At 66.4% G+C, this 14,280-nt stretch carries 14 protein-coding genes; 13 read left to right on the top strand and 1 reads right to left on the bottom strand.

What is annotated here, in order from left to right; translation table 11 throughout:
* The 6 genes from DBR23_RS00095 to DBR23_RS00070 form a co-directional block, all read left to right on the top strand.
* A partial coding sequence (locus tag DBR23_RS00095) for a flagellar basal body L-ring protein FlgH (protein WP_108496896.1) occupies positions 1–576 on the top strand: 576 nt, incomplete at its 5' end.
* Between the two features lie 283 nt (positions 577–859).
* Positions 860–2,002, top strand: coding sequence for a flagellar basal body P-ring protein FlgI (locus DBR23_RS00090; protein WP_369882068.1), 1,143 nt, complete (start codon positions 860–862; stop codon positions 2,000–2,002).
* Between the two features lie 48 nt (positions 2,003–2,050).
* Positions 2,051–2,968 (top strand): flagellar assembly peptidoglycan hydrolase FlgJ, encoded by a 918-nt coding sequence (gene flgJ, locus DBR23_RS00085; protein WP_108496892.1) that lies wholly within the window; start codon positions 2,051–2,053, stop codon positions 2,966–2,968.
* 25 nt (positions 2,969–2,993) lie between these two features.
* The gene (flgK, locus tag DBR23_RS00080) at positions 2,994–4,970 is read left to right on the top strand and encodes a flagellar hook-associated protein FlgK (RefSeq protein ID WP_108496891.1); all 1,977 of its coding nucleotides are present in this window, start codon (positions 2,994–2,996) and stop codon (positions 4,968–4,970) included.
* A 28-nt stretch (positions 4,971–4,998) separates the two neighbouring features.
* Positions 4,999–6,252: a flagellar hook-associated protein FlgL gene (flgL, locus tag DBR23_RS00075; RefSeq protein WP_056065641.1), complete on the top strand. Its 1,254-nt coding sequence runs from the start codon at positions 4,999–5,001 to the stop codon at positions 6,250–6,252.
* 135 nt (positions 6,253–6,387) lie between these two features.
* Positions 6,388–7,632 carry an HDOD domain-containing protein gene (locus DBR23_RS00070; RefSeq protein ID WP_056747999.1) on the top strand — a complete coding sequence of 415 codons (1,245 nt, stop codon included), beginning with the start codon at positions 6,388–6,390 and terminating at the stop codon, positions 7,630–7,632.
* Between the two features lie 68 nt (positions 7,633–7,700).
* Here the strand turns inward: DBR23_RS00070 and DBR23_RS00065 are convergent, their stop codons facing one another.
* Complete coding sequence (locus DBR23_RS00065; protein WP_108496895.1) at positions 7,701–9,197, bottom strand: PLP-dependent aminotransferase family protein; 1,497 nt, start codon at positions 9,195–9,197, stop codon at positions 7,701–7,703.
* Between the two features lie 163 nt (positions 9,198–9,360).
* On the opposite strand from DBR23_RS00065, the gene DBR23_RS00060 reads away from it, so the two are divergent.
* From DBR23_RS00060 to DBR23_RS00030, 7 genes are all read left to right on the top strand, one after another.
* Positions 9,361–9,975, top strand: a complete 615-nt coding sequence (locus DBR23_RS00060) for a LysE family translocator (RefSeq protein ID WP_056747996.1) — start codon at positions 9,361–9,363, stop codon at positions 9,973–9,975.
* Positions 9,972–10,889, top strand: coding sequence for a DMT family transporter (locus tag DBR23_RS00055; RefSeq protein WP_108496890.1), 918 nt, complete (start codon positions 9,972–9,974; stop codon positions 10,887–10,889). The genes DBR23_RS00060 and DBR23_RS00055 overlap by 4 nt, the downstream gene beginning before the upstream one ends.
* Positions 10,886–11,356, top strand: a complete 471-nt coding sequence (locus tag DBR23_RS00050) for a RidA family protein (RefSeq protein ID WP_108496889.1) — start codon at positions 10,886–10,888, stop codon at positions 11,354–11,356. The genes DBR23_RS00055 and DBR23_RS00050 overlap by 4 nt, the downstream gene beginning before the upstream one ends.
* Positions 11,357–11,360: 4 nt before the next feature.
* The gene (locus tag DBR23_RS00045; protein ID WP_108496888.1) at positions 11,361–11,690 is read left to right on the top strand and encodes a DHCW motif cupin fold protein; all 330 of its coding nucleotides are present in this window, start codon (positions 11,361–11,363) and stop codon (positions 11,688–11,690) included.
* A 99-nt stretch (positions 11,691–11,789) separates the two neighbouring features.
* Positions 11,790–12,995 carry a PLP-dependent aminotransferase family protein gene (locus tag DBR23_RS00040; protein ID WP_192422095.1) on the top strand — a complete coding sequence of 402 codons (1,206 nt, stop codon included), beginning with the start codon at positions 11,790–11,792 and terminating at the stop codon, positions 12,993–12,995.
* Positions 12,996–13,001: 6 nt separating this feature from the next.
* Positions 13,002–13,631 carry a glutathione S-transferase gene (locus DBR23_RS00035; protein WP_108496887.1) on the top strand — a complete coding sequence of 210 codons (630 nt, stop codon included), beginning with the start codon at positions 13,002–13,004 and terminating at the stop codon, positions 13,629–13,631.
* 12 nt (positions 13,632–13,643) lie between these two features.
* On the top strand, positions 13,644–14,280 hold a 637-nt coding region (locus DBR23_RS00030), incomplete at its 3' end, for a PhzF family phenazine biosynthesis protein (RefSeq protein WP_108496886.1).

Raw genomic sequence — 14,280 nt, 5'->3', positions numbered from 1 at the left:
CCCCCGCTGGCCGCTGCACCGCGCACACCGCCCCCGGTGACGGGCGGACTGTTCCACAACGCCAGCTACCGCCCCGCGTTTGAAGACCGGCGCGCGCGCCTGGTGGGCGACAACGTGACCATCCAGATCGTGGAAAACGTGACGGCCAGCCAGAAGTCGTCGTCCACGGTGGACCGCACCTCTGAAGTCTCTGCTGGCGTGACGGCCCTGCCCTTCACCAGCAAGACCTTCACCGACAAGCTGGGCGTTGGCGCCAATTCGGGCAATGCGTTCTCCGGCAAGGGCGGCACCGAAAGCGCCAACACCTTCACCGGCTCCATCACCGCCACGGTGGTGGATGTGCTGCCCAACGGGCACCTGGTCATCACCGGCGAGAAGCAGATCGGCGTGAACCAGAACGTGGATGTGCTGCGCTTCTCGGGTACGGTGGACCCGCGCGCGCTGCAGCCCGGCAGCATCGTGAACTCGACCCAGGTGGCCAACGTGCGCGTCGAGTCGCGCGGACGCGGTGCACAGAACGAAGCCCAGGCCATGGGCTGGCTGGGCCGGTTCTTCAACACCGTCACGCCGTTCTGACCAGCCCGGGCGCCCTGAGTGCGCCCAGTGCGCCCATGCCCCCAGTCCTTCCGGCATCTGACGGAAGGCTGGGCGTTGCCTTTGTTCACTACGAATTTGATAGCTATCAGCGCATATTGCACTAGCGCTTCTGGCCATTTTTGCTCAAAAATGGCCTGCCAGAACGCTTGCAGGCCGTGCCTGCGCACCCCTTGTCAGCGCGGCTCCAGACGCAGCCAATAAGCCGGTGAACCCGCTTCTTTTTGGGTTTTAGTTCTGGCCATGGCCCACCACAATGGATGCCATGCAAGCCTCGTCCCACTCCCCCCTGACCCGCACGGCGCGCACGCTGTGGCTGCTGCTGGCCCTGGCGGCCGCAGGTCTGGCAACGCCTGCACAGGCCTTGCGCATCAAGGAAGTGGCGGCGGTGCAGGGCGTGCGCAGCAACCAGCTGACGGGCTACGGCCTGGTCGTGGGGCTTGACGGCACGGGCGACCAGACCACGCAAATGCCCTACACCACGCAGGCCATGTCCAACTACCTGCAGCAGATGGGTATCAGCCTGCCCCCCGGCACGGCGTCGCAGCTGCAGCTCAAGAACGTGGCGGCGGTGATCGTCACGGCGCAACTGCCCGCCTTTGCCCAGCCGGGCCAGCAAATCGACGTGAACGTTTCGTCCATGGGCAACGCCAAGTCGCTCAAGGGCGGCACTCTCATCGTCACACCGCTGCGCGGCGCTGACGGCGAAATCTATGCGCTGGCACAGGGCAACATGGTGGTGGGCGGTGCAGGCGCATCGTCCGGTGGCAGCAAAGTGCAGATCAACCACCTGAGCGCAGGTCGCATTCCGCTGGGCGCGCAGGTGGAGCGGGCCGTGCCCACCCCCCTGAACGAAGGCGACACCATCAACCTGGGCCTGAATGCCTCGGACTTCCAGACCGCCCGCCGCGTGGCGCAGGTGATCAACGCCAAGCTGGGCAACGGCCTGGCCACTGCGCTGGACGGCCGCACGGTGCAGGTGCGCGCGCCCATCGACCCCGGCGCCCGCGTGGGCTTCATTGCCGACCTGGAAGAGTTGCCGCTCGAAACCTCCACCCCCTCGGCCAAGGTCGTCATCAATGCCCGCACGGGCTCGGTGGTGCTCAACCAGGCGGTCACGCTGGGGCCATGCGCCATCGCCCACGGCAACCTGTCGATCACCATCAGCAGCACACCTGTCATCAGCCAGCCCAACCCGCTCTCGCAAGGGCAGACGGTGGTCACGCAAAAGAGCGACATCACCATCAACCAGGAGCCGGGCAACGTGATCCAGATGCCTGCGTCGCCGCAACTGGCCGACGTGGTCAAGGCCCTCAACACGCTGGGCGCCACGCCCGGAGACCTGCTGGCTATCCTGCAGGCCATCAAGGCCGCCGGCGCGCTCAACGCCGAGCTGGAGGTGATCTGACATGGCCCGCTCTGCCGCCGCTGCGCGCGCCATCCACCGGGAGCGACCATGGCCCTGACCCTGCCCTCGTCCAGCACCACCAGCCCGTCGAACGCGCTGGCCGTCGATATCCGCTCGCTCAACTCCCTCAAGTACGAAGCGGGCACCGCCAACAGCGCACAGGTCACGCGCGAGGCGGCCAAGCAGTTTGAATCGCTGTTCATGCGCGAACTCATCAAGAGCATGCGCGACGCCACGATGAAGTCCGGCCTCATGGAAGGCGAGCAGGCCAACCTGGGCCAGGACATGCTGGACCAGCAGCTATCGGTCAACATGTCGGGCCTGCAGGGCGGCTTGTCAGAAGCCATCGCCCGCCAGCTTTCGCGCCAGATGGGCGGTGCGGACACCAACTTCTCGGTGCCGTCCACGCTGAGCCTGCCGCAGGCACAGAACCGGTCTGCGACCTCCGCCACCACGTCTTCCGTCGATACCACCCTGCCCGTCCCCAAAGGCCGCGAAGGCTTTGTGCAGCACCTCAGCGGCACCGCCGAGCGCGTGGCGCAGGAAAGCGGCATCCCCGCCAGCTTCATGCTCGGCCAGGCTGGGCACGAAACCGGCTGGGGCAAGAGCGAGATCAAGACCGCCAACGGTGGCAACTCGTTCAACCTGTTCGGCATCAAGGCGGGCAAGGGCTGGACCGGCAAGGTGGCCGAGATCACGACCACCGAATACATCAACGGCACACCGCGCAAGGTGGTGGCCAAGTTCCGTGCGTACGATTCGTACGAGGATTCCTTCCGCGACTACGCCAAGCTCATCACCGATAACCCGCGCTACGAAAAAGCCCAGGCCACCGCCAAGACGGGTTCTGCCGTGGCCTACGCGGCCGAGCTGCAAAAGGCCGGTTACGCCACCGACCCGGAGTACGCCAAGAAGCTCAGCGGCGCTATCAACAGCGCGCTGCGTGTACAGCGCGCCCAGGCGTGATGGACGAGAAGAACCGAGGTAAGCCATGAGTCTGCTCAACGTCGGCGCCCGCGCCCTGCTGGCCAACCAGGTGGCCCTGCAGACGGCAGGCCACAACATTGCCAATGTCAACACACCCGGCTATTCGCGCCAGACGGTGGTGCTGCAAACCGTCCAGGGCCAGTTCACGGGCGGTGGCTACATCGGCCAGGGCGTGGATGTGCAGACCATTCTGCGCAACCAGAGCGAGCTGCTCACGCGCCAGTCGGCCGCGGCTGGATCGACCCAGGCGGCCGACGCCATCCGCGCCCAGCGCCTGAGCCAGTTGCAGGAAGTGTTCAGCGGCGGCACCCAGGGCCTGGGCGCCGCCATCAACGACATGATGAACGCGTTCTCGGACGTGGTCAGCAGTCCCACCGACATCACGGCACGCACGGTGGTCCTTACGCGGCTGGACGAAACGGCCGCACGCATGCGCACCGCCAGCGACCGGATCAACGAGATCGAGTACACCGTCAAGGAACAGCTGCAGAGCAGCGTGACCGCCATCAACAGCCTGGCCACGCAGATGGCTGCCATCAACGAGCAGATAGCCCGGGCCACCGGCAACGGCCAGAGCCCCAACGACCTGCTGGACCAGCGCGACCAGATCATCCGCGACATCAACCAGTATGTGCAGACCACCCAGATCCCGGCGGATGACGGCACCGTGGGCCTGTTCGTGGCGGGCAGCCAGCCCCTGGTGCTGGGCAGCACAGCCGCCAGCCTGTCGATCGACGATGCAACGACTTTCCCGGGCAGCGGACAGTCCAAGCTGTTTTTCAACCGCCCGGGCGCCACCCCCGTGGAGCTGGACGAGAACGTGCTGGGCGGTGGCAGCGTCTCGGGCCTGCTGCGCTTTCAGAACACGGACCTGAGCGAAGGGCGCAATCTGCTGGGCCGCATGGCGCTGGCCATCGGCATGACGATGAACGACCAGCAGAACCTGGGCCTGACGCTCGATGGCGTGCCAGGCAAGGATCTGTTCGCCTTGCCCACCAGCATGCCGGGCCACACCAACGGCGCAGGCGTGGGCACGGTGTCGTTCACCGGCCCCACACAGTTTGCTGCGTCCGACTATGAGATTCGCTTCACCACGGGCACGGCCGGGCAGGTGGTGCGCCTGTCCGACGGCCAATCAACCCCGTTCACCAGCGCTGCCAACCTGGCCACGCTGCAGATCGATGGGCTCAACTTCAACCTGACCACGCCCGGCAACCCTGGCGAGCGCATGCTGTTCAAGCCGTTCAGCACGGCTGCCAACAACATCCAGGCGCTGGTGTATTCGCCGCGCGACCTGGCAGCCGCCAACCCCATCAACGCCGCCATGGGCACGGCCAACGGCGGCACCATGCAGCTGGGCAGCCTCAAGGCCACGGGCCTGCCCAACCCGCCGGGGCTGGTGCTGCCGGCAAATGCCAACCCAGCAGCCATTCCGCCCATCCTGGGGGGTATCCAGTTGCAGTTCACCGCCGGGCCGCCCACGACCTACGACGTGCTCGACCGCGGGACCGCGCCACCCACCTCGCTGGCGACTGCACAGCCCTACACCTCGGGCCAGCCCATCTCGATCAACGGCTGGCAGATCACGCTGCAGGGCACCCCCAAGACGGGCGACACCGTGGTGATCGGCAATGCGCTGGACCCGCAGTACGGAGACGCCTACACCCGCAACGCAGGCAACGCGAATGCCCTGATGGGACTGCGCGACGTGAAAATGTTTGACGAGTCCACCCTCTCCGACGGGTACGCTGGCGCCATTGCCCAGGTAGGCACACGCACCCAGAGCGCCAAGTTTGCGGAGCAGCTGTCCTCCACCATCGCAGCCAACCTGGAGCGCGACCGCACGGCAGTGTCGGGGGTGAACCTGGACGAAGAGGCCGCCAAGCTGATCCAATACCAGCAGGCGTACCAGGCCTCCGCCAAGATGATCCAGATTGCGCAGAACATTTTTGATTCGCTGATCCAGGGCCTGGGCCGATGAATGCCGCCCCTGGCGTGAGGAGTTCGACATGAGCACAAACATCTACCGCGTCGGCACGGCCAACATGTACGACAACGCGTTGCGCAACCTGGGCGCGCGCCAGACCAGCCTCACCACGCTACAAGAGAACCTGACTTCTGGCAAACGCGTGGTGCGCGCCAGTGACGACCCGGTGTCGGCAGCGCAGGCCGAGCGAGCCCTCAACCGCCTGTCGCGCATCCAGACCGAGCAGCGGGCACTGGAAACCCAGCGCAATGCGATTGCACAGGGGGAATCCTCACTGGGCGATGCGGTGAATCTGATCCAGAACTTTCGGGAGTTGGTGGTCAGTGCGGGCGATGCCAGCATGACTCCCAACGACCGGGCCACTGTGGCCAACCAACTCCAGGGTTTGCGGGAACAGCTGCTCGAAGTCGCCAACCGGAAAGACACCAACGGCATCCCCCTGCTGAGTGCATTGGGCAGCGCGCTGGCGCCGTTCCTGGGCCCCTTGAGCAGCTCCCCCGACTACAGCTTCCAGGGCTTGCCGGGTCAGACGGCGAGCAACGGCGTGACGGTACCGGGGGCCCTCGACGGCGACTCTGCCTTCATGTTCGACCCCACCCGCGACAGTGTCTACACCGCCGGGGTCAGCAACATCCCGGTAGGCCGACAGCTCACCACCACGGCCATCACGCCCACCAACAAAGCTTTGGTGACGGGTGACAACTACACCGTCACCTTCAGCGCAGTCGGTCCAGGCGCCACCACGGGCACCAGCACAGCCACGTACACCATCACCAACACCACCACGGGTGCCGTCTCCGCCCCGGTGGTGGTGCCGGACTACCCGACCGACAAGCCGGTCACCATCTCCGTTCCAGGCATTCCGGGGCTTTCCTTCGACATCAAGGGCAACCCAGCCAACGGGGATACCGTCACCCTGCAGCCCAGCGCGAGCATGTTCAGCACCATGGACAGTGCCATCAATGGCATCCGCAACGCTCCCAACAACAACGGCGCCATCCAGGCCGTGGGGCAGGCACTGGCCAACATCGATATTGGACTGGAGCGCGTACACAACATGCGCAGTTATGCCGGCGAGCTGCTCAATCGCGCAGACCGCATCACCGGCGACCAGGAAAAGCGCTCCATCCAGCTGGAAGGCGACCGTTCGCGGGCAGAGGATCTCGATATGATCAAGGGCATTTCCGACTTCCAGAACCAGCAGGTGGGTTATGAGGCTGCACTCAAGTCCTATGCGCAGGTTCAGAAGTTGTCGCTGTTTAACTTTATTGGCTAGGAGCCTGTGCGGCAGAGGGTGTTCGGGCGCAGAGCCCATCGCACCCTGTGCCAGCAGGCTTCAGCACCGGCTGGTGCACCGTGGCGACACCCATCCCGCGAGCGCTGGCTGGCCCTGTTTTTTGCCTGAGAGCCCATGGTCCAATCCGTCCTAGGTAGCCTGATCCTGGGCTACCGCCCTTTGTGGAACCGCGCCCGCAAACTTGCAGGCATCCAGCTGTATGCCCACAACGAGGCCTCGGCAACCGTCGATGGCGGGCACCTGCTGCGCACGCTGCAGGAGCTGTGGTCTGCCAGCTCGCCGCCGTTGCTGATCTCGGCACAGACCCGCCAGCTGCTGTGCGACCTGCTCGAAAACGCGCCACGTGCTGCACCGTGGATCGAGGTGCGCGGCGAGTGGCTGTCGGACTCTGCCATCTATGACCGCGTGAAGGCCGCGCACCAGCGCGGGCTGCGCATGGTGTGGCGGGGCGACATGGACAAGCTGCCCGAGCCCGAGATTGCCCGCTGCTTCGACAACAGCCTGCTGACCTTGCGCCCGGAAGACGCCGTGGCTGCGCTGCAAGCCACGCCCCCACGCCCAGGCAGTGCCGCCGCCGCAGCAGCACCTGTTGCCAAACGCACCCCTAGCCCGGTGCTGGCTGGCCAGATGTACGAAAACATCGCGAGCAGGGCACTGATGGAGCACTGTCTGGACCAGGGCAACGCGATGGCGCTGGCTGGGTGGCCTACGGAGGATGTGCTCTACAGCCTGCGCCACCACCCGCAGCAGCCCTCGCACGCGGTGATCTTCAAACTCATGAAGGCCATCGACGACGAGCAGTCGCTGGAAACCTTTGAAGACATCATGGGCGAGGACCCGCTGCTCGCGTACCGCTTCATGGTCTATACCAACTCGGCCGCCCTGGGCCTGCGCACCGGAATTGATTCGCTGCGCCGGGGCCTGGTGATGATGGGCTACAGCTCCATCAAGCGCTGGCTGTCCGACCAGCTGCCCCATGCGAGCACCGAGGCCAACATGCAGCCGGTGCGCGAAGCCATGGTGATCCGCGCACAGCTCACCGCGCGGCTGCTGGACGCGGGCATCGAGAACGACCTGCGCCGCGAGATCTACCTGTGTGGCCTGCTCTCCCAGCTCGATGAGCTGCTGGGCGAGCCCCTGGGCACCATCCTCAAGCGCCTGCCCCTGTCCGAACGCATCTACGACGCCACCGTGTTGCGCACTGGCCCCTACACCGGCGGTCTGCAGATGGCCTGTGCACTGGAGACAGATGACGCCAGCGCCATCCGCCAGCTGTGCGAGACCTTCGAGATGGACCTGGAAGAGGTCAATCGCGCGCTGCTGCGGGTATTGTCTGACCTGGAAGTGGAAAGAAAGTAGGCCCCTGCGCCGGTTCCTGTGGGCGACACCACCATGCGATTGCGCGACCCCAGGGCAATGGCTGCGGCTCACCGCCCCTGCTCAGCACGCACACGCTCAAAGATGCGCCAGAACGCCGCGTCCTGCGTCGTCGCGAAGTTGATGCGCATGAGCGTGCTGGGTTTGCGCTCGGCATGGAACAACGCACCGGGCGCCAGCAGATAGCCTTCGTCCAGCATGCGCTGCGACAGCGCATCGGTGTCCACCCCGGTCTCCACCCAGCCAAACAGGCCCACCGGCTCGGCCGCAAAGGTGCAGCCCGCCCCCAGGGCGAGCTTGACGCTGCGCGCGCGTGCGGCATCCAGCCGGGTGCGGATGCGTTCGGCGTGGCGGCGCAGCTGGCCCTGCTCGATGCACAGTGCCAGGGCCTTTTCCAGCAGCGCAGGGGTGGTCAGCGTGGCCAGCAGCTTGGTGTCCAGCAATTGCTCCACCAGCGCAGGCGGCGCAGCCATGAAGCCAATGCGCCAGTTGGGCGCCAGGATCTTGGCAAAGCCGCTCACATAGATGGTGCGCTGCAGGCCATCCAGCGCCGTGAGGCGCGTGGCGTGCTCCGGCGCTATGTGGCTGTAGGTGTCGTCTTCCACCACATGGAAGTTGTGCTGGTTGGCCAACTGCAGCACGCGGTGGGCACTGCCCGGCGTAAGGCAGTAGCCCGTGGGGTTGTGAAACACGCTCACGCTCACGTAGAGCTTGGGCTTGTGCACCTCGCAGTAGCGCGCCATGACTTCCAGATCCGGGCCATCGGCGCGGCGCGGCACGGGCAGGATGTGCATGCCCAAGGCGGCCAGCCGCGCAAACTCCACTGCCCAGCCGGGCTCCTCCACCATGACCGGGTCGCCCGGGCGCAGCAGGGTGCGGCTCACGATGTCGAGCGCATGCGTGGCCCCCACGGTGGTGATGATGTTCTCAGGCACCGTGTGCACGTTGAGCGTGGACAGCTTTTTTGCCAGCACGCGCCGCAGGCCTGCATCGCCCAGCGGCTCGCCATACTGCAGCGAAAACTCCTGCAGGGCGCGCGAGTTGGTGACCTTGCGCACGGCGGCGGGCATGAAGGTGGACTCCAGCCAGTCGGGCGGAAAGACCCCCATGCCGGGCTGGGGCTTGTCGCTGATCTTGTGGAACATGCCCCGGATCAGCGCCGTGGCGTTGACGGGCGACACCCCTGGACCCGCGCGGCCGGCGGCACGCGCCGCAAACCAGTGCGCCGTGCTCCAGTTGGCGGCAGCACTTTCCAGAGCCAGGTCGTCGGGGCGCGCGCGCGCGTCAAGGTCGCCATCGGCTGCATCCACCGCTCGGCCACTTTCGCGGACAAAAAAGCCCCGGTTCTTGCGCGCCTCCACCAGGCCCTGCGCCAGCAGCTGGTCATAGGCCGCCACCACGGTGGACGAGCTCACCCCATGCTGCTGCGCGCACTGGCGCACGGACGGCAGGCGTGCACCCGGCGCCATCAGGCGGTTGCGGATGCGCTCGGCAAACCGGGCGGACAGTTGTTCGGTCAGCGACTGGGTCGACGATTTCATCAGCATGGTGGCATTCCGCTCGCTGCGCCGCCAGGCGCCGGTGTGTATTGTTTTGCCGGGCAATACAGATTTGCAACTGCGCCGACTGTCTGTACTGGTTGTGTATTGGTAGCAAGATTACATTGAAGGCAGATCCCCGACAAGTCCCCCACCCATTCCCGCACCCACCATGAGCGTCGCTGAACTCACCGCCCTGCTGCTGTTTTGCACCGCCATGAGCTTTTCGCCGGGGCCCAACACCACCTTGTCCACCGCGCTGGCCGCCAACCTCGGACTCAAGCGCGCGCTGCGCTTTTGCTTTGCGGTGCCTGCGGGCTGGACGCTGCTCATGCTGGGCAGCGGGCTGGGCCTGGGTGCCCTCATCACCGGCGTGCCCGCCCTGCGCTGGGCGGTGACGCTGCTGGGCGTGGCCTACATGCTCTGGCTGGCTTTCAAGCTCAGCCGCGCAGGCCAGATGACCGCCATCGACACGTCGCGCCTGAACGTGACCTTCTGGCAAGGCGTAGGCCTGCAGTTTGTCAACATCAAGGCCTGGATGCTGGCCCTCACGCTCAGCGCAGGCTGGGTGGTCAATGCCGCAGGGCAGCCCGCCGCCAACCCGGGTGAGCGCCTGGCCATCATTTGCGGCGTGATGATGGTGTTCGCCTTCACCAGCAACTTTGTCTATGCACTGGTGGGCTCGCTGCTGCGCCAGTGGCTGGCGCAGGGCGCCCGGCTGCTGTGGTTCAACCGCGCGCTGGCACTCGTGCTGGTGCTCACTGCGTACTGGATGCTCACCCTATGAACCGCGCACAGGAAAAAGAAGCCCTGCTCTGGGGCCTGGTCGGCGTCACGCTGTTTGCGGCCACGCTGCCCATGACGCGGCTGGCAGTGGGCTCTACCGACGCACCCCAGCTGTCTCCCTGGTTCGTCACGTTCGGGCGTGCCGCCGTGGCGGGCTTGCTGTCGATTGGCTACCTGCTGTGGCAGCGCACGCAAGGGCGCCTGAACCTGCCGGTGCGGGCCGAGTGGCCACTGCTGGGCATCACGGCGTTTGGCGTGATTGTCGGCTTCCCGCTGTTCCTGGCGCTGGCACTGCGCCATGTGCCCAGCACGCATGGCGCGGTGGTCACGGCCCTGCTGCCACTGTCCACCGCCCTGCTGGGTGCGCTGTGGTACCGGCAGCGGCCCTCGACAGGCTTCTGGGCCTGTGCGGTGCTGGGCAGCGGGCTGGTGCTGAGCTTCATGGTGTGGCGTGCGGGCGGCCTGTATCTGGGCGCGGCCAACGTCTACCTGCTGATTGCCATGACCACGGGCGCTTTGGGCTACATCGGCGGCGCCCGCCTCACGCCCCGGCTGGGTGCCGAGCAGGTGATTTGCTGGGTGCTGGTGTGCAGCCTGCCACTCACGCTGCCCGTGGCCTGGTGGTTTGCGCCCGCCGTGCCCTCCAGCATTGGCGCGATGAGTTGGGCGGGCTTTCTGTACGTGGCGTTGTTCTCGATGTGGATCGGCTTCTTTGCCTGGTACCGCGCCCTGGCGTTGGGTGCCGTGCGGGTCAGCCAGATCCAGCTCATCCAGCCCTTTTTGAGCCTGCTGTTTGCCGTGCCGCTGCTGGGTGAACACCTCGATACCGCCACCCTGGTGTTCGCAGTGGCCGTGATCGCCACCGTCTTCGTGGGCAAACGGATGCCCATTCAACAACGCGGAGCCCCCGCATGAGTGCCCCCACCCCGGAGCAGCGATTGCAACAGCTGGGCCTGGTGCTACCCACCGTATCCACCCCGCGAGGCAACTTCGATGCCTATGTGCTGGACGGCAACACGCTGTACCTGTCGGGCAAGGGCTCGCCACTGCGCAACGACACGGTGGTGGTCCCCAAGGTAGGCCGCGAGATCAGTGCCGACGAGGCACGTCAGCACGCCCGCGAAGTGGGCCTGCAGCTGATCGCCACCATGCAGGCAGCACTCGGAGACCTCTCGCGCGTGCGCCGTGTGGTCAAGCTGCTGGGCATGGTGAATGCGGTACCCGACTTCATGCAGCACACCGAGGTTATCAACGGCTGCTCCGACCTGCTGGTGGAAGTGTTTGGTGATGCCGGACGGCACGCACGCTCGGCCGTCGGTGTCGGCTCCTTGCCACGTGGCTTTGCGGTGGAGATCGAGGCCGTGGTGTCGATCAAGGACTGAAACCATGCATTTGCAGAACATTCCCTTTGCCACCACCGACTGGGCCAGCATTCCGCGCGAAGAAAAAAGCGCCGCAGCGGGCCAGGCCTTCTGGCGCACCCAGACATTTGGCGAGGTGCGCGTGCGCATGGTGGAGTACACGCCAGGCTATGTGTCCGACCACTGGTGCACTAAGGGCCATGTGCTCTTGTGCCTGAGCGGCGAGCTGCACACAGAGCTGGCCGACGGCCGCCAGTACACCTTGACACCCGGCATGAGTTACCAGGTGGCGGACAATGCAGAACCTCACCGGTCCACCTCCCCACAGGGCGCCACCCTGTTCATCGTGGACTGAGAAGGTGTGAACGCACCCGCCAGGGCTGCTGCACACCAATTTTTTTGACACCAACTTTGCAACCGTAGCGGCCCAGGCGGCCACCCGCAGGAGACGAGAGTGAAACTGAACGACCTTCCCACCAACAGCACGTGGACCCTGGCACGCCGTGCCGAGCGCATGAACCCCTCGGTCATCCGCGAAATCCTGAAGGTCACCGAGAAGCCCGGCATCATCAGCCTGGCAGGCGGCCTGCCATCGCCCAAGACCTTCCCGGTCTCCGCGTTTGCCGCCGCTTCTGCCGCCGTGCTGGCCAACGACGGCCCCGGCGCCCTGCAGTACGCCGCCAGCGAAGGCTATGGCCCGCTGCGCCAGGCGATTGCCGACTTCCTGCCCTGGGACGTGGACGCTGACCAGATCCTCATCACCACCGGCTCGCAACAGGCGCTGGACCTGATCGCCAAGATCCTCATCGACACCGACAGCCGCGTGCTGGTGGAAACGCCCACCTACCTGGGTGCGCTGCAGGCCTTCACGCCCATGGAGCCCAACGTGGTGTCCGTGGCCAGCGACGACCAGGGCGTGCTGATCGACGACCTGCGCGCCAAGGTGGGCACCGGCGCTAACAAGGCGCGTTTCCTGTACGTGCTGCCCAACTTCCAGAACCCCACGGGCCGCACCATGAGCGACGCGCGCCGCGCCGAGCTGGTGGCCGCCGCCGCCGAGCTGAACCTGCCCCTGGTGGAAGACAACCCCTACGGCGACCTGTGGTTCGACGCACCGCCGCCGGCCCCGCTCACGGCCCGCAACCCCGACGGCTGCATCTACATGGGTTCGTTCTCCAAGGTGCTGGCCCCCGGCCTGCGCCTGGGCTACATCGTGGCGCCCAAGGCCGTGTACCCCAAGCTGCTGCAGGCCAAGCAGGCGGCCGACCTGCACACGCCCGGCTACAACCAGCGACTGGTGGCCGAAGTGATGAAGGACGGCTTCCTGGACCGCCACGTGCCCACCATCCGCGCGCTCTACAAGCAGCAGTGCGAGGCCATGCTGGCCGCACTCGACAAGGAAATGCAGGGCCTGGGCGTGCACTGGAACCGCCCCGACGGCGGCATGTTCCTGTGGGTGCGCCTGCCTGAAAGCATGAGCGCCATCGAACTGCTGCCCAAGGCCGTGGAGCGCAATGTGGCCTTTGTGCCCGGGGCAGCCTTCTATGCCGACAACGCCGACCACCGCACCCTGCGGCTGTCGTTCGTGACCTCCACCGTCGAGCAGATCGCCACCGGCATCGCGGCGCTGGCGGCAGCCATCCGCGAGAGCAAGGGCTGATTCACCATGCTGAGGCTCTGGGGTCGCCTGTCGTCCATCAACGTGCGCAAGGTCGTGTGGGCCGTGCAGGAGCTGGGCCTGCCCTCAGTGCAGCGCACCGACGCGGGCGGCCAGTACGGCATCGTGCGCGAGGCGCGCTACCTGGGCCTCAACCCCAATGGCCTGGTGCCGCTGATTGAGGACGAGGACACGGGCGTGGTGCTGTGGGAGTCCAACGCCATCGTGCGCTACCTGTGCGCCCGGCATTCGCTGGGCAACCTGTACCCCGAAGACCTTCCCTCGCGTTTTGTGGCCGAGCAGTGGATGGACTGGCAGCAGACCACGCTGAACCCGGCCGGGCGCGACGCCTTCATCCAGTGGATCCGCACGCCTGCGGCCCAGCGCAACGATGCGCTGATCGCCGCGTCGGTGGCGGCCACGGAGCCCCTGCTGGCCCTGCTGGACGCCCACCTGGCCCGCCAGCCCTTCATGGCGGGTGAGCGGTTCACGATGGCCGACATCCCGGTGGGTTGTGAGATCCACCGCTGGTGGGGCTTGCCGCAAGAACGCGCCGCACGTCCCCACCTGGAGCGGTGGTACAACACGGTCAGCACCCGCCCCGGCGCCCGCGGGGTACTGGACCAACCCCTTTCCTGACCGCGCCTCACCATGCACCAGCGCCCCTTCAAGCAGATCGACGTCTTCAGCGACCGCCCCGGCTACGGCAACCCTGTGGCCGTGGTGCTGGATGCCGACGGCCTGAGCGACAGCGACATGCGCCGCTTTGCGGCCTGGACCAACCTGTCGGAAACCACCTTTCTGATGCCGCCCACCGACGCCGGGCGCGCGGCCGGCGCCGACTACCGCCTGCGCATCTTCAGCCCCAATGGCGAGCTGCCTTTTGCGGGCCACCCCACGCTGGGCACCTGCCACGCCTGGCTGCAGGCAGGCCACCGCCCGCAGCAGGACGGCATGGTGATCCAGGAATGTGCGCTGGGCCTGGTCCGCATCGCACTGAGCGGCGACACCCTGGCGTTTGCCGCCCCCCCGCTCAAGCGCAGCGCCCCCAGCCCCGCGCTGGTGCCGCTGATTGCGAGCGCCCTGGGCCTGCGCCCGCAGCAGATTCTGGGTGCGCAGATGCTGGACAACGGCCCCGTGTGGCTGGGCCTGCTGCTCGACAGCGCCGACACGGTGCTGGGCCTGCACCCGGACCACGCCCGCCTGAAAGACCTGGGCCAGGACGTGGGCGTGATCCATGTGGGCCCTGCCGCCAGCAACACCGCCCAGCCCGGCGTGGTGGTGCGCG

The sequence above is a fragment of the Acidovorax sp. HMWF018 genome, from assembly GCF_003061035.1.
GTDB lineage: Bacteria > Pseudomonadota > Gammaproteobacteria > Burkholderiales > Burkholderiaceae_C > Acidovorax > Acidovorax delafieldii.
The sequence above is the reverse complement of the archived record's forward strand: the minus strand, read 5'-3'. Positions and strand labels throughout refer to the sequence as shown.